Raw genomic sequence first — 21,283 nt, 5'->3', positions numbered from 1 at the left:
GGCGTCGGCCCCGCTTCGCCGGATGAGGCGGGTTCGCCGGCCCTAGGCGCGCCGCACGCTAGCGAGAGGGGGCCACGTGGACCCCTCTCACGAGCGTGCGCGAGGTCAGTGCTCCCAGGGGCGGCGTCCGGGAAGCAGGCGTCCAGCGTCTCGGTCGATCAGCAGGGTGAGCGGGCGCTTGGCGTCGGCCCCGCTTCGCCGGATGAGGCGGGTTCGCCGGCCCTAGGCGCGCCGCACGCTAGTGAGAGGGGGCCACGTGGACCCCTCTCACGAGCGTGCGCGAGGTCAGTGCTCCCAGGGGGCCGCGTCCGGGAAGCAGGCCTCCAACGTCTCCGTCACCAGCTGGTCGACGACCTCGGGCGGGCGGGCCATCTCGTGGTGGTCGCCGAGGCAGAAGCAGTCCTGGTCCCGGTCGAGCAACAGGGTGAGCCGACGCTTGACGTCGGCGGCACTGAGGTTGACGAAGCTGTAGTCGACGTCACCGACGTGGGCGGCACCGGTGAGCAGCCCGTAGTGCTGGGCCAGCGAGGAGAGCAGGGAGACGTCGGTCTCGGAGCGGAAGGGGGTGCGGGCCGTGCGGTCGACGTCGGCGGCGAACCGCTCGCTGATCGCCTCGAGCGTCGAGCGGCGCTGGGGGTGCGGCGTGTGCTTGAAGGTGCGCGTCGTGGTCACGCCGAAGGCGTCCTGGAGCAGCCGACGGTTGGTGGCGGCCGCCTGGCGGTAGGGCAGGTCGTCCTGCCCGGGCAGGCCCACGACGCCGCTGGAGGGGAACACGGCCGCGGAGCCCGAGGGGGCGAACCACTTCTCGGGCCGGCTGGGCCGCCCCAGGAAGACGTCGTCGTTGACGTAGACGAACTGCTCGGCCAACCCCTCGATGCGGTGCAGCGCGGTCTCGATGGCGTGCGAGCTGAAGGTCGGCAGCGCGTCGGCGGGGAGGATGTCGCGGTGGTCGACCAGATTGACCTGCGGGTGCGAGGCGTCGAGCCAGGTGGGGACCTGACCGGCGGTGACGAGGTGGATGGTGCGGACCCAGGGCGCGAAGAGGTGAAGGCTGCGCATCGACCAGCGCAGCTCGCCGCGGTCGACGAAGCGGGCGCGACCGCTGGCGGCGGGGGTCAACATGGTGCCGGTCGCTTCGGCCAGCCGACGACGGCGGCCCTCGTCCCACGCGGGGTCGGAGCCGTCGACCCAGGTGTAGACGACGTCGACCGGGAAGGCGCACTCCTCGGGCGTAGGCCCGACCATGACGGGGAAGGTCGGCACCTCGACGCGCTCGACCACGGTCGTCGCGCTCGCGCCGCCGCGCGGGACGTGGGTGGCGTAGCGGGCCTGCCCGGGTGAGTGCAGCTCGCCGTCGACGCCCTCCTCCCACCACTCGACGCGCAGGCCGCAGCCGGCGAGCAGCGACGGGCGGCCGTCGACGAGCGGCCAGGGCTCGATCATCAGCACGCTGGTGCGGCCGCCGCGCAGGTGTGGGACCAGGGCGGCGGGGGTGCCGCGGCGGGCGGGCCAGCCGCCGCGCTCGGGGTCCAGCAGGGAGAGGTACGACGGGAGGTCGGCCGCCGCGAGCCCGTCGAGGAAGGCGCGGCGTGCGGTCATCGGCAGCACGAGGACGGTGTCGCCGGCGTGCGGTGGCACGACGAACCAGTCGTCGCAGACCTGACCGGCGACCCGGGTGGCGACGGCCAGGGCGGCCTCACGAGCCTGGGCCGGCGTGACCCCGGCACCCTCCGCACCGGTCGGCGCCTCGTGGCGTGACGGAGCCGGCGCGGCACGACCGGCACGCAGGTGCGCGGTGCTCCGCCCGGCCGCGGAGGCGCCGTGACGCGCGACCGCGGTCTCGTAGATCGTGCGCCAGCGGTCGGTGATCGAGTCGATGTCCCACGTGGCGGCCTTGGCGATCGCGGCCTCGCCGAGCCGGTCGCGCAGCTCGGCGTCGGTCGCGAGGCGCAGCAGCGCTGCGGCCAGCGCCTGCTCGGAGCCCTGGGCCACCAGCAGCCCGTCGACGCCATCGTCGATGATCGCCCGGGGGCCCGAGGGGCAGTCGTAGGAGACGACCGGGACGCCCGCGGCCATCGCCTCCTGGAGCACCAGCGGGAAGCCCTCGGAGCGCGAGGTCAGCGCCGAGATCGAGGCCTTGGCCCACTCCGTCGCCATGTCTGTGGTCGGCCCGGGCAGCTCGACGCGATCCCACAGGCCGAGCTTGCGCACGGTGCTCATGACCTCGAAGCGCGACGGTCCGTCGCCATAGATGCGCAGCCGCCACTCGGGCAGCCGGTCGGCGACGAGCGCGAAGGCGTTGACCAGGTGGGCGTACTGCTTCTCGCCCATCAGCCGGCCGGCCGCCACGATCAGCGGGGTGTCGCGCAGCGAGCGGGGCCGGAAGCCGGGCGGGATCGCGTTGGGCATCACGACGATCTCGGGGGCACTGGCGCCGAGCTCGTCGGCCAGCCAGGTCGCCATCGGCTCGGTCAGCATCGCGACGACGTCGGCGCGCGGGGCGAAGGTGAGCAGCGGCTCGAGGCCGGACGTGCGCTGGGAGGAGGAGCGGTGCTCCTGGTGGACCAGCGCGGTGCGCGCCGGCACCAGCTGGGTCGCGAGCGAGAGCAGCGCGGGCGTGACGCTGACGAGCACGTCGGCGGTGACGGTCGGCAGCGCGGCCTCCAGTGCCACGTCGGCGAGAGCGTCGAGGTTGGGGTCCCAGGCGGGGTTGATCAGCAGCGGCGGCGTGCCGCGCAGCGCGGTCGCCTCCTCGGGCGTCAGCCCGGCGACACGGACCTGCTCGCCGGAGGCGTCGACCAGGTCGTGCACGGTGATCGTCGGGTCGATGGCGTAGTGCGACGCCTCGACCTCGCGGTAGACGCTGTAGATCTCCACGTCGTGGAAGCGCGCCATCGCGTTGGCCTGCGTCACGATCGCGCTGGCCGTGCCGCCCATGCCGTAGATCGTCGGCACCAGGTAGGCGATCCTCATCCGCGTCACCCCGCCCCGCCGGCGATGGCCAGCTGGCCGTCCGGCTGCCACTGCAGGCGCCCGCCCGCGGTGGTCGGCAGCGCGACGGCGAAGTTGGCGCGCTTGAGGTCCCGCTGCCGTCGTACGACGGGCACGTGCGCGTCGGCGACGCTCACCGCGAGCCGGGCGACCGTGCCGTCCGGCACGACCAGCGACGCGTCGAGGACGGCGCGACCCTCACGCACGGGGACCCGGCCGACCTCGGCCGACTCGTCGAGCGCGACGAGCTCACCGTCGAGGACCGAGAGCGTCAGCGTGACGACGTCGCCGTCGTGGGAGATCGACGAGACGACGCACGCGGCGTCGGCGCGCGTGCGCGCGACCCGCAGCTCGCCGTCGGCCGCGAAGGCGCGCAGCTGCCAGCGACCGTCGCGGGTCGGGGGCACCTTGGTCGGACCCACCATCGGGCCACCGTCCCAGCCGACCGTCCCACCGTCGAGGGCGAAGGTCAGCACCACCTTGTCGGCGTCGAGGTCGGCCAGCAGGCCGGCGACGTCGAGGGTGGCGACCGCCAGCCCGTCGCGGTGCTCGGTCGGCACGGGTGCCTCGCCAGAGGGACCGCCACGCACCGTCAGCGTCTCCCCGGTGGGCGCGGGGACGGCGAGCCACAGGTGGTCGCCGTCGAGCACCCGGGCGTAGACGGCGTGGACCGCGGCTGCGGTCATGCCCGCTCCCAGGGGGCGGGCACGGGGAAGTAGGCGGGATACCAGGCGGCGAGGAGCTCGTCGAGGGTCGACTGCCGCAGGGCGTGGTCGTGGTGGTCGCCCAGGCAGATGAAGTCCTGGTCGCGCGCCAGGGTCAGCGAGAGCTGGCGGTCGACGTCGTTGTTGGCGAGGTTGACGAACTCCAGGTCGGCCGTGGCGACGTAGGAGGTGCCGGTGAGCAACCCGTAGTGCTGGGCCAGCGAGCTCAGCATCGCCACGTCCGTGTCGGAGCGGAAGGGTGAGCGCGCCGTCGCGGCCACGGGCTCGGCGAAGCGCTCGGCGATCTCGCGGAGCACCGAGACCCGGTGCGGGTAGGGCGCGTGGGCGAGGTTGTTGGTGGTGACCTGGCCGAAGGCGTCGAAGAGCAGGTTGCGGTTGTTCCACGCGGCCTTGAGGTAGGGCGGGGCGTCGGGGGTGTCGGTGAGCCCGATCGTGGTGGCGGAGAAGTAGCACGCGCTGAGACCAGCGGGGCTGAAGAACGTCTCCGGGTGGACCGGGCGGGCGAGGAAGAAGTCGTCGTTGAAGTAGAGGAAGTGCTCGGCGAGGCCCTCGATGAGGTGCAGCGAGGTCTCGATCGCGTGGGAGTTGAAGGTCGGCAACCCGTCGGCCGGGAGGATGTCGCGGTGGTCGACCAGGTTGATCCGCGGGTCGCTCGTGTCGAGCCACTCGGGCACCTGCCCGGCCGTGACGACGTGGATGCGCCGCACCCACGGCGCGAAGAGGTGCAACGAGCGCAGCGAGTAGCGCAGCTCGTCACGCGCCAGGAAGCGCGCCTGGCCGCTCGACTCCCGCGTCTGCGCGGTGCCGACGACACCCGCGAGACGCGCCTGACGGGCGGCGTCCCACTCCGGGTCGCTGCCGTCGACCCAGGTGTAGACGACGTCGACCGGGAAGGCGCACTGCGCCACGCTCGGCGCCGCCATGAGCGGCAGCGTGCGCACGGTGACGCCCTCCACCTCGTGCTCGACGGCCGCCACGTCGTGGGGGATGCGGTCGGCATAACGGTTGCGGCGCGGAGAGAGCAGGTCGCCCTCGGGCGAGCTCTCCCAGAACTCCACGTCGACCGAGCAGCCCTGCGACAGCACGGTCGGCGCCTCTTCCTGGATGGGCCACGGCTCCAGCGCCACGACCGAGGTCATGCCGCGGTGCAGCTCGCGGGCCAGGGTCGCGATCGCGCCGCGGCGCTCGGGCCAGCCGTGCATCTCGGGGTCGCGCAGGCAGAGGTACGTCGGGTGGTCGCCCTCCGCGAGGGTCTCCAGGAAGGCGCGCCGGGCGGCCATCGGCAGGACGACCGCGGTCGCGGTGGTGTGGTCGCCGGGCACGACCAGCCACGCGTCGGTGACCGTGCGGGCGGTGTCGACCGCGAGGGCCAGGGCGTCGTGGCGCGCCTGCGCCGGGGTGATGCCGGTGATGTCGGCACCGCCGCCGTCGACCACGCGGCGACGGGCCGGGGGCGTGAGAGCACGCGAGGCGAGGCGTCCGCGCCCGGCGCGACGGGCTCTCGCGTCGGCGAAGACGCGGTGCCAGCGCTCGGCGACCGAGGCGGCGTCGTACTGCCGCGACGCGCGGAGCGCGCCTTCGCCGAGCCGGTGCCGGAGGTCGTCGTCCGTGGCCAGGCGCAGCAGCGCGGCCGCGAGACCGGAGATCGACTCGGGACCGACCAGCAGGCCGGTGCGCTCGTGCTCGACCAGCTCGCGCGGGCCCGAGGCGGAGTCGAAGCTGACGACGGGCACGCCGGCGGCCATGGCCTCCTGGGCGGCGAGGGGGAAGCCCTCGGTGCGCGACGACAGCGCGCAGATCGAGGCCTTGGCCCACTCGGCGGTCATCTGGTCGGTGGCGCCGGGGAGCTCGACGCGGTCGTAGAGGCCCCACTTGCGGACCTGGCGCAGCACCTCGCCGCGCTGGGAGCCCTCGCCCCAGATGCGCAGGCGCCAGTCGGGGAGCTGGTCGGCGACCTCGCCGAAGGCCTGGACCAGCTTGGCGAGCTGCTTCTCCGGGACGATCCGGCCGGCGGCCATGATCAGCGGGGTGTCGAGGCGCGAGCGCGGGGTGAAGCCGATCGGCAGCGGGTTGGGCAGCACCACGATCTCGGGCGCCAGCTCGCCGAGGCGCTCGCGCAGCCACTGCGCGGAGGTCTCGGTCAGCACGGCGACGACGTCGGAGCGCGGGGCGTGGGCGGCGAGGGTGTCCAGGCCGCTGACCCGGTCGGAGAGCACCCGGTGCTCCTGGTGGACCACGATGGTGTCGTCGGGCAGCAGGATCACGGCCGGGCGCAGCAGGTCGGGGGAGCAGGTGACCGCGACGTCGACGTCGAGCACCGGGAAGGCCGCCTCGAGGACAAGGTCGTCGAGGGCGCTGAGCCCGGGCGCGACGGTCGAGGCGCGCTCGCGCAGCCGCTTGGCCTCGAGCGGCTTGACCAGGTCGGGCTCGAGCGGGGTGGGCGCCTTGGCGTCGCGCAGGTCGAGCAGGTAGTCGAGCCGGATGCTCGGGTGGATCGCGAAGTGCGGCTCGTCGGCCGTGCGGCGCACGCTGATCACGCGCACGTCGTGGTCGGCGGCCAGAGCCTGCGCCTGGGTCAGCAACGAGCGGACCGGGCCGCTCATGGCGTCGACGTCGTCGATCAGGTAGGCGATGCGCATCAGGCGTCCTCACCCTGCGAGGTGGCGGCGGCGGGAGGCGCCGGGCGGGCAGCGATGCGCAGGCCGAGCGTGCCCTCGGGCGTCCAGCGCAGGCGCAGCTCGGGCGTCTCGGGGTCCTCGCCGAAGAGCTGCGGCAGCATCGTGGAGACCTGGGCCTTGGCGAGGTCGTCGTGGCGACGTCGCACCGGCACGTCGTCGACCATGATGCGGGGCCACGACTCGTCGCCGGACGGCAGCTCCGCGAGCGTCAGACGGGCGTGCAGGAGGCCGTCGTCGCCGGCGGTCAGCGGCAGCGTGTGCACGAGCGCGCCCTCCTTGTCGACCAGGCGCAGGTCGGGGCCGTGGTGGTCCGGGAGGTCGCCCGGGAGCGGGTCGATGGCCAGCGTGATCGCGTCGCCGTCCTGCGCGACCGCGCGCAGCGCGACGGTCGCGGGCTGGGGCGTGCGGACCGCGCGCAGCCCGCCGTCCTCGCCGCGCTCGAGCGACCACGCGTGTCCGCCGTCCGCGGAGAGCGGGGTGCGCACCAGGCTGCCGGTGGGCAACGGGTGGCTCCACACCGGTTTGGGGGAGCCTCCGCCCGCGGGCACCAGCACGACGTCGTACGACGCCGGCTCGGCGCCGCCGGGCAGCTGAGCGAGGTCGACGCGCACCGAGCGGAAGGCCGGGTCGTCGTCGGGGACGTCGCTGGCGAGCGCGACCACGTCTCCGGGGCCGTCCCCGGTGCCCGTGGCGCGCAGGGCGAGCGCGCCGGGGGCGGCGTGGATCGCCAGCCACAGGCTGCGGCCGTCGAGGATGCCGGCGAACGCGACGACCGGTCGACCACGGGGCGGCTGCGGGACCGTCGGAGCGTCGTCCGCGCCGGGGGGTGCCTCGACGGGCCGGCGCAGGGCGCGCGAGCCGAGCTTGGGGGCGAACTTCACCGGGCGATGCTATCCACGGGTCGCGGGCTCAGAGACCGGTGACACCCTCGCCGCCCCCGGACTGCTCGTCGAAGTTCTCGTGCTCGAGCAGGTGCAGCACCGGCACGCCGATCTTGCGGCGGGCGCGGCTGGTCCAGTCGAGGTGGAAGAACTCGGCGACCACGTGGGGCCGGGTGAGGATGATCGCCTCGCGGCCGTCGACCTCGGTGACCTTGGCGGCCAGGGAGTCGATCGGCGGGTCCGTCACGACGGTGCTGCTGCCGATCGTGGCACCGGCGGCCTCGAGCGCGGCGATCGTGCTGCGCAGCTCGGCGGCCGAGCGGTCCTCGCAGTCCTTGCGGACGGCCTCCAGGTCGACGTCGCTCATCGCCATGGCGGGGGAGGCGATCATCTCGCCCCCCGACAGCGAGCCCATGGAGGCCTCGATGCGCGCCGCGGCGTCCTCCAGCGGCAGCAGGACGTGGTAGGTCACCGGGTCGTCGAGCCCTTCGTGCAGCGAGCGCACCTGGGCCGCGTCTGCCGGGCTCAGCTCCTGCTCGATCAGCAGGACGACGTCGTAGTCAGCCATCGGTCTCTCCCTCGTTGCCCTTGACGGGTGGTGCGGCGGGGCCGGTGGAGACCCCGCTGAGCACACTACCGAGGTCGTAGCGCACCGGTTGCTCCAACTGCCCGTAGTCACAGGACTCCGGCTCTCGGTCGGGCCGCCAGCGCTTGAAGTGCGCGGTGTGCCGGAAGCGGCGACCCTCCATCGCGTCGTACTTCACCTCCAGCACGCGCTCGGGACGCAGCGGCGTGAAGCTCAGGTCCTTGCCGCCGCTCCAGCGGCTCTGGGTGCCGGGCATCCGGTCGGGGTTGGCAACGGCCCAGGAGTCGGCGGGGCCGGCCCAGGCACTCCACGGGTGCTCCTCGATCGGGCACACCAGCGGCTGCAGCTCCTCGATCAGCTCGGCGCGGCGGGCGGCGGTGAAGCTGGCGCTGACGCCGACGTGCTGGAGCCGGCCCTGGTCGTCGTGGAGGCCGAGCAGCAGGCTGCCGAGCAGCGGCTGCTCCGGGGTGCTGGTCTTGTGCTCGCGGTAGCCGCAGACCACCACGTCGGCGGTGCGCTCGTGCTTGATCTTCATCATCGTGCGCCCGTTGGGGGTGTAGGGCGCGTCGAGCGGCTTGGCGATCACGCCGTCCAGCCCGGCGCCCTCGAACTGCTCGAACCACCGCTCCGCCTCGGCCGGGTCGCTGGTCGTGCGGGTGAGGTAGCAGGGCCCGTCGAGCCCGGCGAACGCCTCCTCGAGCGCCGCGCGTCGCTCGCGCAGCGGCCGGTCGACGTACGACGTGTCGCCGAGGGCGAGCAGGTCGAAGACCACGAAGCCGGCGGGCGTGGTCTCGCTCAGCATCGTCACGCGGGAGGCCGCCGGGTGGATCCGCTCCTGCAGCACCTCGAACTCCAGACGGTCGCCGTCGGGCGAGGTGCTGGCGACGAAGAGCTCCCCGTCGACCACGCACCGCTCGGGCAGCTGCTGCTTGACCGCCTCCACGACCTCGGGGAAGTAGCGCGTGAGCGGCTTGGTGTTGCGGCTGGTCAGCTCGACCTCGTCGCCGTCGCGGAAGACCAGGCAGCGGAAGCCGTCCCACTTGGGCTCGAAGACCAACCCCCCGTGCTTGGCCGGGTCGGGGATCCCCTTCACGGCCTTGGCGAGCATCGGCTGGACGGGCGGCATCACAGGGAGGTCCACGGGGCGAGGCTAGTCGGAGCGTCTGGTTTGCGGTCCGAGGTCGCTGGGAAGCCTGCCGACGGACGAGAGGAGCGGTCATGACACGAGGTGGGGGCCGCAACGACCCGGACCAACCGGGCTACCAGGCGCCGTACGACCCGAACGACCCCCGAGACGTGGGGTCGGGCAGGGACTTCGGCGCCGACCTCTATTCGCTCTACCGCGCGGGTCGCGTCTACTTCCCGGACACCGGCATCCTCTTCAGCGGCTGGGCCTCGAGCGCCCATGACTTCAGTCAGCGCGTGCAGTTCCTCAACGGCAGCGTCGGCGGAGAGTATGCGCTGAGCCTCGTCGAGCAGATCCGCGGCGACCTGCACTTCGCCCTGCGTGACACGGCCCTGGCGATGCGCGACATCGGGACCGCGCTGGTGCAGATCTCGACCGACTACGCCCAGACCGACGAGGGGGCCAGCGCCGAGTTCAACCGCCTGCTCCAGCAGCACCCCGGCCTGTTCTCCGGCCCGACGCAGGAGGTGCCACAGCCCCCGGGCAGCGACGCGCCGTTCGAGACGCCCTACGAGGGGCCCTCGTTGGAGGCCCCGGAGCCGGAGCCCTGGTGGCTGACCCAGCTCTTGGCCGACCAGGTGGAGGACGCCACCGATCCGCTCGTGGACGGCCTGGGTGAGGCCGTCGACGGCGTCAAGGGCTGGTTCGAGGAGCAGGGCCGATGAGCGCGACGTTCGAGCGGGGGGCGTTCGAGGCCGCCCTCGACGAGGTCGGGTCGTTGCTCGGTGACCTGTGGGCGGTCGACGAGGCGCTCAAGCTCGGTGACGCCGACGCGGTCCGGGAGTCCGGCGGGACGCCGACGCCTTACGGGCGGGCGGGGGTGGACGTGGGGCGCCACCACGGCTTCCGCTACACGATCTTCTGGGGGGCGCCCGAGAGTGCCGACGGGACCGACGGAGGCTTTCCGAGCGGTGGGGAGCGCCCCGGCGAGGGCGCCCAGGCGCTCGTCGACGAGCTCGCAGCCACGGGACGCACCTGGGGCCGCGGGGTGGCCGACTCGATCAGGAGCATGGTCAAGGACCTGGTCCGCCCGGTGCCCTCGTCGTTCGAGGATGCCGTGCAGACGATGCGGGGCGAGATCATCAGTCCGCTGTCCACCCAGATCGCCGACAACTTCGCCCACCTCGACAGCCTCAGCGACTGGGAGGGCGACGCGGCCGGCCAGTTCACCGACTACTTCTACACGCAGGTCGAGGCGAGCGTCCGCAACCAGGTGTTCGCCGCGGAGGCGGTCTGCGTCGGGCTGGCCGGGAGCAAGGCGATCGTCCACCTCGGTCAGCACAGCCTGATGGGTCTGGTCCTGAGCGCGAAGGAGGCGATCGACCAGCAGCTCCAGGAGCGCAAGGCCTCCCACGAGGTCAGCGGGATGTCGACCAGCGACCTTCTCCTCCTGGGCGCGACGTTCCTGGCCCTGGCGGCCGCGATCCCCACGGGCGGGGGCTCGCTGACGCTGGCGGCCGGCGCCTCCGCGGCCGCGAGTGCCACCGGTGCCCTGTTGGAGTTCGGCTCCTCGCAGGTCGAGGACGGCGAGACCACGACGTTCGAGGTGACCACCGCCGAGGAGACGATGAACCAGCTGTCCGACCAGCTCACCGAGATCCGCACGCGCGTGCGCACCCACTGGGGCCAGCTCGAGGACAGCATGGGTCAGCTGAGGGACCTGGTCGTGGAGGCGGAAGCCTCCCACCTGCTGTCTCCTCGGCGCCCCCACCTGATGGCCGACGGCGCCGTCTCGCCCCACGGCTGGCACCACGAGAGCGCTCCACGATGAGGACGATCACGATGAGGACGACACGGGCGGTGCTCGCTGCCGCACTCATGGCTGCCCTCGCCGCCGGGTGCGGCGACGACACGGAGCCCGGCGAGCCCGTGGGCGTCGCCTGGTCGGCGCCGCAGGCCGGCTTCTGCGACGACGTCGTGGCCGGCTCCGGTCTCGAGGGGCAGGTCGAGGAGACGCTCTCCGGCGACGACGAGGACACCACGGCGACCTGCGCGCTGATCACCGGCGACTCGCGCGTCGACCTGGTCGTCCGCGTCGCGGAGCAGGCGGACGAGCAATACGACCAGACGCTCGGCGAGCTCGAGGACGGGTTCACCGGCTTCGAGGACGCCGAGGTCAGCGAGCCCGAGGGCTGGTGGACGCGGGGCACCCGCTTCGAGGCGGTCGAGGCCGAGTCGGTGCGTCTCACGGACCTGCTGACGGACGACACCATCGTCGTACGACTGCAGCTGGTGGGCACGCCGGCGCCCGGGGACCCGACTCAGCGCCAGACCGACGCGGCGTCCACGGCCGACGCTCTCGTGGCCGCTGTCAAGGACGTCCTCGATCCGTCCTGACGGGGATCTGAGGATCGCCCCGCTGACGGCAGCCCTTATTGTGTTGGGTCTATCCCCGGTTGGTCTGCCGGCAGGGCCCGCCTGACTTTGAATCAGGACTAGCGACGATGGTTCGACTCCATCCCGGGGAGCGGGTTCGACACGTGGGCGCGGGGTAACCCGGATCGGAGCCCTGGTCCCTCGTCTGCCTCAGCTCGGGTCGACGCAGATCACGTAGGCGGTCAGGTCGACCGGGTCGAGTCCGTTGTGAGTGCCGGTGACCGCCCAGGCGTCGGCGAAACCGGCTTCGGCCGGGGCGAAGAAGTCTCCGATGACCTTCTGCGGCAGGCTCTCCTGGAGGATGGCGTCGAAGTCGGTCGTCTCGAAGCTCCCGCCGCCGCCGACGGCGACCTTGCCGGTCGTGCACGCAACGAAGACGGTGCCGGCGCTGGCCGATGCGAGCTCGACAGTGGCGGTCTTGACCTCGTAGCCGTTGACCGAGGGCGCGTTCAGCTTCGCCCGCACCGCCCCGGAGAGCTTCGACTCGTTGAGCGACGTGCTCTTGACGTCCTTGGCCTGGAGCGTGCCGTTCTTGATGTCGCTGGTCGTCACGCTGTTGTTCTTGATGTCGGCGCCGGTGATCAGCTTGGCCGCGACCGCCGAACCCGTGCCGGCCGACAGTGCGACGACCGCAGTGACGGCGAGCGCGGGGGCGAGACGGCGAGTGCTGGACTGCAGGGAGATGGTCATGGTGGTGTCCTCCGGGACGGTGGCGGCTGCTTCGGTGCAACCTCGTGGGTTGAACACTCGTCGCTGGGTGTCCCCGGCGCATGAGGGATGACCCCCCAAGTTGCGTCTCACCTGCCTCTGGGGGGCCTGTCCGGATGGCTCTCAGGCAGGAGCAAGCGCTCCCACGAGCTCCTTGCGGCCGGTGATGCCCAACTTGACGTAGACGCGGCCGAGATGGTTCTCCACGGTCTTCGGCGTCACGAACAGCTCTTGGGCAATGTCGCGATTGGAACGACCTGACCCGGCGAGCTCGGCCACCCGGCGCTCGCTGCCGGTGAGCGATTCGGAGCCGGAGAACATCAGCTTGCGGGGGCGGTCCCCCAAGGCCCCGAGCCCGTCGACCGCTCTGGCTCGCACGGCCAAGGCTCCGAGAGACTCAGCGAGCTCGGCGCCGCGCCGCAACGGATCGCGCGCCTCGGTCCGGCGCCGGGCCACCCGCAAGGCCTCGCCGAGGTCGACCAGGGCTGCGGCGAGCTCGAGCTGTGCAGGAGCCTCCTCCAGCATCTCCACCGCGTGCGTGAGGAGCTCGAGCCGACGGGGTGGATCGACGCGGGCCCGCAGACGCAACGCGGTGCCGATGTCACTGGCGGCACCCCAGGCCTGGGCGCGCTCCCACTGGTCCGATGACAGGCTCCGGGCCTGCTCCAGGTCGCCGCAGCGCTGGGCTGCGACCGCCGCCAGGACGCGCCAGGGGATGGCGGGGTTGTCCAAGCCTGCGGCGGACTCCTGGGCACCAGTCTCGAGGGCGAGGGACAGGGCGGTCTGGGGCGCCCCTTGCGCGAGGGCCAGCGCCGAGCGCACGAGCCCGACGCGTTGCACGGGCAGGATCGCTGCTTGCTCCGGCCAGGAGGCGTCGTAGTCCCGGAGCTGCGCGGCGGCCGCCGAGGGGTCCCCGCGGTCCAACGCGGCCTGCGCGGCGAGCCGCACGCACACCGCGACCAGACCGGCCACGGCCGGCTCCCGCTCGACGAGCACCAGGCTGGACAGCGCGTCCGCAGCGGCCTCGTCGGCGATCCGGACGTGGCCGGTCCGCGTGGCCGTCATCGCGGCCGCCGTGCTCATCAGGCTGAACTCCAGGGGGGATCCCCCGGAGCTCAGCCGATGACGAACGTGTGCGATCTCCTGGAGGGCCGCCTCGGTGCCGTCGGCCAGGACCAGGGCGTGCAAGGCGTTCCCCCAGGGGAGCGGGTCCGCCCCGATCTCGTCGAAGTACCGGCCGTAGGCCAGTGCCCGGGTAGCGAGCGCGGCGACCTCGACGGAGGGTCGGAGGGAGTAGAAGGCCCGCTGAGCGAGCAGGGCCAGCAGCGTGCGCTCGTCCTGTGTGTGACCGGGCAAGTCCTCGAACTGGAGGAGTCGGAGGCCGGTGCGCTCCAGACCTGCCGAGGTGAGACTGCGCAAGGAGGCCAGTCGCGCCTCCAGCACGAGTCGAGCCGGACTGTGGTCGACGCCGAAGTCGTCGATCACCCGCTCCAGCTCTGCCGCAGCCACATCGGGTCCGCGACTGCGCGATGTGGCCAGCGCGGCAGCCTGAAGACGGTCGGCGCGCACTTCGGACCCACACGGGCTCGACGCCGCCGCCAGCAGGTGGCTGCGCGCGGCCTCGGGCTCACCGGCGCTGAGGAGGGCCGCGCCGAGCTCGGCCCGGAGGTCCATGTCGTCGGGGGTGGCTTCCCACGCCCGCTGGAGGTGCCCTGCCGCGGTCCGGGCGTCACCGTCCGAGATCAGGGCGGCGGCGGCTGCCCGCAGCACGCCCACCCCGTCGGGAACGCTGTCCACGGGAGATCTCACCAGGTGTGCGGCCACGTGCTCGGGTCTGGCGCCGCGGGCGTGCAACACCTGTGCGGCTCGCGCGTGCAGGCCCGCGCGTCCCCCTGGGCGCAGGGCGCTCAGCACCGCTTCCCGGACGACGGGGTGCACAAAGGCCCAGTCGCTCCTCGCGTTCTCCAGGACGTTGCCCGTCACGAGCTCGTCAGCCGCCATCAAGCTCGAGCTCTCGTCCAGGCCCACGAGCGTGCGTGCTGTCTCCAGGTCCCCGCGGCGTCCTAGCACCGCCAGTGCGCCAGCCAGGGCTGTGGCTTCGGACGAGAGCCCGGTCAGCAGCGACCGGGAGACCGATTGCGGGCCCATCTCGGGCACGACGTCCGCGGTCGACTCGGCCGTCAGGTCGAGCCCACGGTGGGTGAGCTCGTCGAGGAGCTGACCGGCGAGCAGCGGATTTCCACCGGTCGCTGTCCGCAGTGCGGTGATCACCACCGAAGCCGCTTCCTCTCCCCTGAGACCGGCAAGCTCCCCGAGCGCCGACGTGGACAAGGGCTGCGGGACGAGCACCTCGGCCAGGCGCCCGGACGTGAGGTCGGACAGGGGGCCGCCCGGATCCTGCGGCGGCCGGGTGGCCACGATGAGCGCAACGGGAAGATCGGACACGCGTCGAGCCAGATAGGTCAAGAACCGTTGCGAGGGCAGGTCGGCCCAGTGGGCGTCGTCGACGGTGATGAGGAGGGGGCGGGTGCTCGACAGGTCGACGGCCACCCACCACAACGCGTGCAGTGTCCGCGCAAAGCCCGTGTCGTCGGACGCCGCAGAACCGGGTGCCCCGTCCAGGGCCTGCAAGGCGCGGCCTGCTGGTCCGTCGAGGATGAGCGATCGGACCTCGCCGGCGTAGCGGGTGATGGAGCGTTCAACGAGCTGTCGTACGACGCCCCATGGCAGCGCCGTGTCCGCAAGGTCGCCCGACCCGCGAAGCCGGCCGAAGCCACGCTGCTTGGCCTGGACGCGAGCGTGCTCGACCAGACTGCTCTTGCCGATGCCGGCGGGGCCCTCGATCACGACCACGCCGCCGCGCCCTCGGGCGGCGTCGTCCAGCAGCGAATTCAACAGCGAGTGCTCTGACCCACGCTCCAGCTGCTGCGTCACGGTGCGTCCTCCTGGGGCGGGAGAATAGCACCGGCTCGTGGTCGCCACGGGTGCAAGCGACGACGGCTCGGCTCCCTCCCAGGAGCACCGTGGAGGTGCAGTTCCACAAGGGCGGCAACGACCGCCAGCAGCGGGACACCTCGTGCTTCGACGCGTCAGGCGGCAGGTCCGCTCTGCGCGCGGGCGGTGCCCGACCAGTCGTCCGTCATGGCCGCTCCCAGGCGCAGGCCCTGCTCGTAGGCCAGCGGGTAGACCGCGTGGGCGCGCTCGTCGTCGAAGAGGGCGAGCGGGTGCAGGCCGGCGAGTCGGGCCATCGTGCGGTCGGGACGGATCAGGGTGATGGTGCTCTCGGGATGCCGTGAGCGCCACCGGCGCAGCTCACGCTCCAGCAGCAGTCCGGCGGTCTGTCCCACCGGCCCGAGCACGAGTCCGGCCAGCGGAGCCACCACGATGACCCGGTCGGCTTCCGCCGCGGCGTCGACCGACGTGACCGACCACATGCCGCCGTCGACGTAGAGACGTCCGTCGATGCGGTGGGGCGGCAGCAGGCCGGGCACGGCGGAGGAGGCGGCCACGAGGTCGGCCAGGGGGTAGCGGCCGCCGTCGAGGATGTGACGGCGTCGCGTCCTCAGGCAGACGGCGGACACCGCCACCAGGGGGTGGCGCTGCTCGCCGAAGAGCTCACGGGCGACGTCCGCGAGGACGCCCGGGCGTCGGGTGGGCACTCGCGGGGAGCTGACGACCGTCAGGTCGTCGTAGCCGAGGCCCAGCGCCACGGCCGACGCGGTCCAGGAGCCCGCCGACGTGCCCAGCGAGGGTGCGGTGGCGACGGGCACACCGGCGCAGGCCAGCCCCGCAGCGATGCCGGAGGTGTAGGCGATCCCGAAGACCCCGCCCCCGCCGTAGACCATCGCCAACGGGTGGCGCGACGCCATCAGTGCCGGGAGTCCGTGCACCGCGATGCTCGCCTGAGCGGCTTGCTGGCGTGCCATCCCCTCACCCCACCTCGTCATGAGCCTCCCCCCAGCGTGGTGCGGCGGGGCACCCACGAGTAGTGGCCAAGGACTCCGGCCCCCAGCCCCCGGGGCCCTCCGCCTCCGGGACCTTCAGCCCTATCGGGGCAGGACCGCCACCGACACGGTGGTGGCATGGACACCCCCGAGAGAATCGCCAGGCTCGAGCAGCAGATCGCCGAGCTCACGACCAAGCAGGACGACCTGCACCACCAGCTCGCCCGGGCCCAGCGCGACCAGTGGCAGAGCCGGGTCGAGGACCTCGAGGTGCAGTTCCACCTCGGGGCGATGGAGGCCAACGACCGGGCGGCCGCCCTCCTCGCCGAGGTGCGGAAGCGGTGGGTCGAGGTCCGTGGACAGCTCGACGACGCGACCGCGACGGCCACCGGCGTGGGGGAGAGCGTGCGCGCCGGGCTCGAGAGCGCGGTGGGAGACCTCCGCAAGGCTCTGCTCGAGAGCAAGGCACGGATCTCCGCCTAGGGCCCTACCACCACCCTCGCACCCCGATGAGGCTGCGGGGACGACCGCGAGATCACCGAGCACCACGACGAGACAGAGGTCCCGAGATGGACACGACCCAGGCACTGCGCCAGGCACCGACGGTGGCCCGGATGTTCATGGACCGGGCGGAGTCGAGCCCTGACACGGAGGCCTACCGCTTCCCCGGTCCCGAAGGCTGGTCGTCGGTGACCTGGCGGCAGGCCGAGGAGACGGTGACGATCCTGGCCGCGGGCCTCGTCGCCCTCGGGCTGGAGCACGAGGACCGCGTGGCGATCGCGAGCAGCACCCGCATCGAGTGGGTCTACGCCGACCTCGCGATCACCTGTGCCGGAGGCGCGACGACGACCGTCTACCCCTCCACCGGTGCGGCGGACGTGGCGTTCATCCTGGCCGACAGCGGCTCACGGATCGTCTTCGCCGAGGACGACACCCAGGTCGCCAAGCTGCGCGAGCAGCGCGCCCTGCTGCCCGGCGTCGAGCGTGTCGTCACCTTCGACGGGACGCCGGACGGCGAGTGGGTGCTGGGGCTGGAGGACCTGAGGGCCCTCGGGGCCGCCCACCTCGCTGCCCACCCGACCGCGATCGACGACGTCGTCGCGGCCATCGAGCCCGAGCACCTGGCAACCCTGATCTACACGTCCGGGACCACGGGGCGGCCCAAGGGCGTCCAGCTGCCGCACCGCTGCTGGACCTACATCGGCGCCGGCGCCGAGTCGCTGGGCATCCTGTCCCACGACGACCTGCAGTACCTCTGGCTGCCGCTCTCGCACTCCTTCGGCAAGATGCTGGAGGTGGTCCAGCTGCAGATCGGCTTCCCGACCGCCGTCGACGGCAGGATGGACAAGATCGTCGAGAACCTCGCGGTCGTGCAGCCCACCTTCATGGCGGGACCCCCGCGCATCTTCGAGAAGGTGCACGCCAAGGTCGTCCAGACGGTGGAGGAGGAGGGCGGACTGCACCACGCGCTGTTCTCCTGGGCCTTCGGGGTCGGTGACCGGGTCGTCCAGGCCCGGCTGCAGGCCCGGCGACCCGACCTCCTCACCCGGCTCCAGCACCCGCTGGCGGACCGGCTGGTGCTCTCGAAGGTCCGGGCCCGCCTCGGCGGACGGATCCGGTTCCTCATCTCCGGCAGCGCGGCCATCTCCCCGGACGTGGCGTCGTGGTTCTACGCCGCGGGGATGCTCGTCCTCGAGGGCTACGGGCTGACCGAGACCAGTGCCGGGGCCTGCCTGGTCCGCCTGGGCGACCCGGTGTTCGGCTGGGTCGGCCCCCCGATCACGGGCACCGAGATCAGGATCGCCGGCGACGGCGAGGTCTTCGTGCGAGGACCCAGCGTGATGCGCGGCTACCACAACCAGCCGGAGGCGACCGCCGAGGTCCTCGACCCCGACGGGTGGCTCGCCACGGGGGACGTGGGGGAGATCGACGCCGAGGGCCGACTGCGGATCACCGACCGCAAGAAGGACCTGGTCAAGACCTCGGGGGGCAAGTACATCGCGCCCCAGCCGATCGAGGGCCTCTTCAAGGCGCTGTGCCCGCTGGGCAGCCAGATGCTGGTGCACGCGGAGGGTCGCAACTACGCCACGGCCCTGGTCACCCTCGATCCCGACGCCCTGGCGCAGTGGGCGATCGCGCACGGCACCCCCGCCGAGGGCTATGCCGACCAGGCGGCCGACCCCGCCGTGCGTGCCTACGTCCAGGAGTGCCTGGACGAGGTCAACAGCCGGCTCAACCGCTGGGAGACCATCAAGGGCTTCCGCATCCTCGATCACGACCTCTCCGTCGAGAGCGGCGAGCTCACGCCCAGCATGAAGGTGCGCCGCAAGGTCGTGGAGGCGGCGTACGCGCCGCTGCTCGACTCCATGTACGCCGACGCGACCTGAGCGCCGGCCCCCCGGGCCTGCCAGCACGCAGGGCTGACGAGGGCTGTGGCAGCATGCGTCGGGTACCACCATCCCCGGCGAGACCCCCTCAGGTGGGTCAGGTGGGTCGCACTCCGGTTCCGGACGGCGACGTGGGTTCGACTCCTGCCCGGGGAGCATGAGCGCTGTGTCACGTGAGCTGACCGTCGTCGTCCTCGCCGCGGGCGGGGGCACGCGGATGAGGTCCAAGACGATGAAGGTGCTGCACCCCGTCGGGGGTCGCAGCATGATCGGCCACGTCCTGAAGGCCGTGGAGGCGGTCGAGCCGCGGCGGATCGTCGCGGTCGTGGGTCACCAGCGCGAGACCGTCGGCCCCCACATCACCTCGCTGGTGCCCGGCGTGGTGCTCGCCGTCCAGGAGGAGCAGCGCGGCACCGGGCACGCCGTGCGCATGGCGATGGACGCGCTCGCCGCCGACGGCATGACCGGCACCGTCATCGTGGCCACTGGGGACACCCCGTTGCTGAAGGGGGAGAGCCTGCGGGCCTTCGCCGCCGAGCACGAGGCGGCCCAGCGGGCGGTCAGCGTGCTGAGCGCGATCGTGGCCGACCCGTTCGGCTACGGCCGGATCCTGCGTGACTCCGACGGCGACGTCGAGGCGATCATCGAGGAGAAGGACGCCACCGTCGACCAGCGGGAGATCGCCGAGATCAACTCGGGGATCCTCGCCTTCGACGCGGAGTTCCTCGTCGAGGCGCTGCCGCGGATCGGCAACGACAACGCCAAGGGCGAGTACTACCTCACCGATCTCGTCCAGCTCGCCCGCGACGCCGGGCTCACCGTCGGTGCCCACGCCATCGACGACGCGTGGCAGACCGAGGGCGCCAACGACCGTGAGGAGCTGGCGCTGCTCGGCGCCGAGCTCAACCGGCGCATCGTGGGCCAGTGGATGCGCGACGGGGTCACCGTGATGGACCCGGCGACCACCTGGATCGACGCCGACGTCGTCCTCGCCCAGGACGTCACGATCCTGCCCGGCACCCAGCTGCTCGGCGCGACCGTGGTGTCGGAGGACGCCGTCATCGGCCCCGACACCACCCTCAAGGACTGCGAGGTCGGCGCCGGCGCCCGCGTCGTCCGCACGCACGGCGAGCTCGCCGTCATCGGCGCCGAGGCCACGGTCGGGCCGTTCTCCTACCTGCGCCCCGGCACCCGGCTCGGCGCCCGCGGCAAGATCGGCGGCTTCGTCGAGACCAAGAACGCCGTGATCGGCGACGACGCCAAGGTCCCGCACCTGTCCTACGTCGGCGACGCCGAGATCGGCGAGGGCACCAACATCGGCGCCGGCACGATCTTCGCCAACTACGACGGGGTCGCCAAGCACCGCACCACGGTCGGCCGCCAGGCCCGGACGGGCTCCAACAACACGTTCGTCGCGCCGGTCACGATCGGTGACGGGGCGTCGACCGGTGCCGGCACCGTCGTGCGACGTGACGTCCCGGCCGGAGCCCTGGCCGTCAGCAGCGGGCCCCAGCGCCACCACGAGGGGTGGGCGCAGCGCAAGCGGGCCGGGACCGCCCAGGCCGAGGCGGCCGAGGCGGCAGCTGCGGCCGGTGTGTCCGAGGACTCGTCTCAGGACCAGGGTCCTGACTTGGGCTGAGAGCCCTCCCAGGGGCAGAATGCCGGGCACACCACCCCCCCCGCGAACCAGGAGCAACCGACGCTGTGACCGGAATGAAGCGGGCCACCGAGAAGAACCTGATGATCTTCAGTGGCCGGGCGCATCCCGTCCTCGCTGAGGAGGTGTCCTCCATCCTGGAGACCGACCTCGTGCCGCAGTCGGCCTACGAGTTCGCCAACTCCGAGATCTACGTCCGCTTCGAGGAGTCCGTCCGCGGGTGCGACGCCTTCGTGATCCAGAGCCACACGGCTCCGGTCAACGAGTGGATCATGGAGCACCTGATCATGGTCGACGCGCTCAAGCGCGCCTCCGCCAAGCGGATCACCGTGGTCATGCCGTTCTACGGCTACGCCCGCCAGGACAAGAAGCACCGCGGTCGCGAGCCCATCTCGGCGCGCCTCATGGCCGACCTCTTCAAGACCGCCGGCGCCGACCGCCTGATCACCGTCGACCTGCACGCCGACCAGATCCAGGGCTTCTTCGACGGCCCCGTCGACCACCTGATGGCGCTGCCGATCCTGGCCGACTACGTCAAGGAGAAGTACGGCGACCAGCCCCTCGCGGTCGTCTCGCCCGACGCCGGCCGGATCAAGGTCGCCGAGCGCTGGTCGGCCCGCCTCGGGGGAGCGCCGCTGGCGTTCATCCACAAGACCCGGCGCACCGACGTGGCCAACGAGGTCGTCGCCAACCGGGTCGTCGGTGACGTCACCGGCCGCATGTGCGTCCTGGTCGACGACATGATCGACACCGGCGGCACGATCGTGAAGGCCGCCGAGGCCCTCATGAGCGACGGCGCCGCGGGCGTCATCATCGCCGCGACCCACGCGATCCTCTCCGACCCGGCCGTCGACCGTCTCAAGAACTCCCCGGCCGCCGAGATCGTCGTGACCAACACGCTCCCGCTGAGCGAGGACCGGCACTTCGACAAGCTCACCTGCCTGTCGATCGCACCGCTGCTGGCCCGCGCGATCCACGAGGTCTTCGCCGACGGCTCGGTCACCTCGATGTTCGACGGTCACGCCTGAGGGTTGCTGCTGGCGCGGCTGCGTGTGGCGGCCGGTTCTGACGGGCGGTTCTGACGGGCGGTTCATCAAGGTATGCCGTCGACACGCCACCTCCCACGGTGGAGCGGCGGGACTTCCCACGATGACACGCCACCTC

General features: G+C 72.5%; 16 protein-coding genes and 1 tRNA gene. 8 read left to right on the top strand and 9 right to left on the bottom strand.

Translation table 11 applies throughout. The features are described 5' to 3' along the window. Positions 1-285 precede the first annotated feature (285 nt). Genes AAG827_RS12895 through AAG827_RS12870 form a run of 6 tightly spaced genes read right to left on the bottom strand, consistent with a single transcriptional unit; the run spans position 286 to position 9,002 of the window. The gene (locus AAG827_RS12895) at positions 286-2,973 is read right to left on the bottom strand and encodes a stealth conserved region 3 domain-containing protein (RefSeq protein WP_341926431.1); all 2,688 of its coding nucleotides are present in this window, start codon (positions 2,971-2,973) and stop codon (positions 286-288) included. Positions 2,974-2,978: 5 nt separating this feature from the next. After that, complete coding sequence (locus tag AAG827_RS12890) at positions 2,979-3,677, bottom strand: hypothetical protein (RefSeq protein ID WP_341926430.1); 699 nt, start codon at positions 3,675-3,677, stop codon at positions 2,979-2,981. Next, positions 3,674-6,355, bottom strand: a complete 2,682-nt coding sequence (locus tag AAG827_RS12885) for a stealth conserved region 3 domain-containing protein (RefSeq protein ID WP_341926429.1) — start codon at positions 6,353-6,355, stop codon at positions 3,674-3,676. The genes AAG827_RS12890 and AAG827_RS12885 overlap by 4 nt, the downstream gene beginning before the upstream one ends. Further along, on the bottom strand, positions 6,355-7,275 hold the full coding sequence (locus AAG827_RS12880) for a hypothetical protein (protein WP_341926428.1): 921 nt from the start codon (positions 7,273-7,275) through the stop codon (positions 6,355-6,357). The genes AAG827_RS12885 and AAG827_RS12880 overlap by 1 nt, the downstream gene beginning before the upstream one ends. Positions 7,276-7,303: 28 nt before the next feature. Beyond that, positions 7,304-7,843 carry a hypothetical protein gene (locus AAG827_RS12875; RefSeq protein WP_341926427.1) on the bottom strand — a complete coding sequence of 180 codons (540 nt, stop codon included), beginning with the start codon at positions 7,841-7,843 and terminating at the stop codon, positions 7,304-7,306. Continuing rightward, positions 7,836-9,002: an ATP-dependent DNA ligase gene (locus tag AAG827_RS12870; protein WP_341926426.1), complete on the bottom strand. Its 1,167-nt coding sequence runs from the start codon at positions 9,000-9,002 to the stop codon at positions 7,836-7,838. Before AAG827_RS12870 ends, AAG827_RS12875 begins: the two co-directional genes overlap by 8 nt. Positions 9,003-9,079: 77 nt before the next feature. On the opposite strand from AAG827_RS12870, the gene AAG827_RS12865 reads away from it, so the two are divergent. The 4 genes from AAG827_RS12865 to AAG827_RS12850 all read left to right on the top strand — a co-directional run bounded on the left by AAG827_RS12865 (position 9,080) and on the right by AAG827_RS12850 (position 11,515). Next, positions 9,080-9,712: a hypothetical protein gene (locus AAG827_RS12865; protein WP_341926425.1), complete on the top strand. Its 633-nt coding sequence runs from the start codon at positions 9,080-9,082 to the stop codon at positions 9,710-9,712. After that, positions 9,709-10,818 carry a hypothetical protein gene (locus tag AAG827_RS12860; protein WP_341926424.1) on the top strand — a complete coding sequence of 370 codons (1,110 nt, stop codon included), beginning with the start codon at positions 9,709-9,711 and terminating at the stop codon, positions 10,816-10,818. Before AAG827_RS12865 ends, AAG827_RS12860 begins: the two co-directional genes overlap by 4 nt. 11 nt (positions 10,819-10,829) lie before the next feature. Next, complete coding sequence (locus AAG827_RS12855) at positions 10,830-11,384, top strand: hypothetical protein (RefSeq protein WP_341926423.1); 555 nt, start codon at positions 10,830-10,832, stop codon at positions 11,382-11,384. A gap of 52 nt (positions 11,385-11,436) precedes the next feature. Beyond that, positions 11,437-11,515: transfer RNA gene (locus AAG827_RS12850), tRNA-Gln, on the top strand. A 58-nt stretch (positions 11,516-11,573) separates the two neighbouring features. Here the strand turns inward: AAG827_RS12850 and AAG827_RS12845 are convergent. The 3 genes from AAG827_RS12845 to AAG827_RS12835 form a co-directional block, all read right to left on the bottom strand. Continuing rightward, entirely contained in the window at positions 11,574-12,113 is a 540-nt protein-coding gene (locus AAG827_RS12845; protein WP_341926422.1) for a hypothetical protein, read from the bottom strand. A 141-nt stretch (positions 12,114-12,254) separates the two neighbouring features. Further along, the gene (locus tag AAG827_RS12840) at positions 12,255-15,065 is read right to left on the bottom strand and encodes an AAA family ATPase (protein ID WP_341926421.1); all 2,811 of its coding nucleotides are present in this window, start codon (positions 15,063-15,065) and stop codon (positions 12,255-12,257) included. A gap of 155 nt (positions 15,066-15,220) precedes the next feature. After that, positions 15,221-16,057, bottom strand: coding sequence for a patatin-like phospholipase family protein (locus tag AAG827_RS12835; RefSeq protein ID WP_341926420.1), 837 nt, complete (start codon positions 16,055-16,057; stop codon positions 15,221-15,223). Between the two features lie 156 nt (positions 16,058-16,213). Between AAG827_RS12835 and AAG827_RS12830 the strand changes: the two genes are divergently transcribed. The 4 genes from AAG827_RS12830 (at position 16,214) to AAG827_RS12815 (ending at position 21,147) form a co-directional block, all read left to right on the top strand. Then, complete coding sequence (locus AAG827_RS12830) at positions 16,214-16,558, top strand: hypothetical protein (protein ID WP_341926419.1); 345 nt, start codon at positions 16,214-16,216, stop codon at positions 16,556-16,558. Between the two features lie 86 nt (positions 16,559-16,644). Further along, positions 16,645-18,462: a long-chain fatty acid--CoA ligase gene (locus tag AAG827_RS12825; protein ID WP_341926418.1), complete on the top strand. Its 1,818-nt coding sequence runs from the start codon at positions 16,645-16,647 to the stop codon at positions 18,460-18,462. Positions 18,463-18,628: 166 nt separating this feature from the next. Continuing rightward, on the top strand, positions 18,629-20,101 hold the full coding sequence (gene glmU, locus AAG827_RS12820; protein ID WP_341926417.1) for a bifunctional UDP-N-acetylglucosamine diphosphorylase/glucosamine-1-phosphate N-acetyltransferase GlmU: 1,473 nt from the start codon (positions 18,629-18,631) through the stop codon (positions 20,099-20,101). A 74-nt stretch (positions 20,102-20,175) separates the two neighbouring features. Next, the gene (locus AAG827_RS12815) at positions 20,176-21,147 is read left to right on the top strand and encodes a ribose-phosphate diphosphokinase (protein ID WP_341926433.1); all 972 of its coding nucleotides are present in this window, start codon (positions 20,176-20,178) and stop codon (positions 21,145-21,147) included. Positions 21,148-21,283 lie beyond the last annotated feature (136 nt).

Origin of the sequence: Nocardioides psychrotolerans (assembly GCF_943371775.1) — a bacterium.
Classification (GTDB): domain Bacteria; phylum Actinomycetota; class Actinomycetes; order Propionibacteriales; family Nocardioidaceae; genus Nocardioides; species Nocardioides psychrotolerans_A.
This window is presented reverse-complemented; position numbering and strand designations above follow the sequence as displayed.

Coding starts and splice junctions, on each gene's coding strand:
- AAG827_RS12895 (WP_341926431.1), bottom strand. CDS start 2,973: ATGAGGATCGCCTACCTGGTGCCGACGATCTACGGCATGGGCGGCACG.
- AAG827_RS12890 (WP_341926430.1), bottom strand. CDS start 3,677: ATGACCGCAGCCGCGGTCCACGCCGTCTACGCCCGGGTGCTCGACGGC.
- AAG827_RS12885 (WP_341926429.1), bottom strand. CDS start 6,355: ATGCGCATCGCCTACCTGATCGACGACGTCGACGCCATGAGCGGCCCG.
- AAG827_RS12875 (WP_341926427.1), bottom strand. CDS start 7,843: ATGGCTGACTACGACGTCGTCCTGCTGATCGAGCAGGAGCTGAGCCCG.
- AAG827_RS12865 (WP_341926425.1), top strand. CDS start 9,080: ATGACACGAGGTGGGGGCCGCAACGACCCGGACCAACCGGGCTACCAG.
- AAG827_RS12860 (WP_341926424.1), top strand. CDS start 9,709: ATGAGCGCGACGTTCGAGCGGGGGGCGTTCGAGGCCGCCCTCGACGAG.
- AAG827_RS12855 (WP_341926423.1), top strand. CDS start 10,830: ATGAGGACGACACGGGCGGTGCTCGCTGCCGCACTCATGGCTGCCCTC.
- AAG827_RS12845 (WP_341926422.1), bottom strand. CDS start 12,113: ATGACCATCTCCCTGCAGTCCAGCACTCGCCGTCTCGCCCCCGCGCTC.
- AAG827_RS12835 (WP_341926420.1), bottom strand. CDS start 16,057: ATGGCACGCCAGCAAGCCGCTCAGGCGAGCATCGCGGTGCACGGACTC.
- AAG827_RS12830 (WP_341926419.1), top strand. CDS start 16,214: ATGGACACCCCCGAGAGAATCGCCAGGCTCGAGCAGCAGATCGCCGAG.
- AAG827_RS12825 (WP_341926418.1), top strand. CDS start 16,645: ATGGACACGACCCAGGCACTGCGCCAGGCACCGACGGTGGCCCGGATG.
- AAG827_RS12815 (WP_341926433.1), top strand. CDS start 20,176: ATGAAGCGGGCCACCGAGAAGAACCTGATGATCTTCAGTGGCCGGGCG.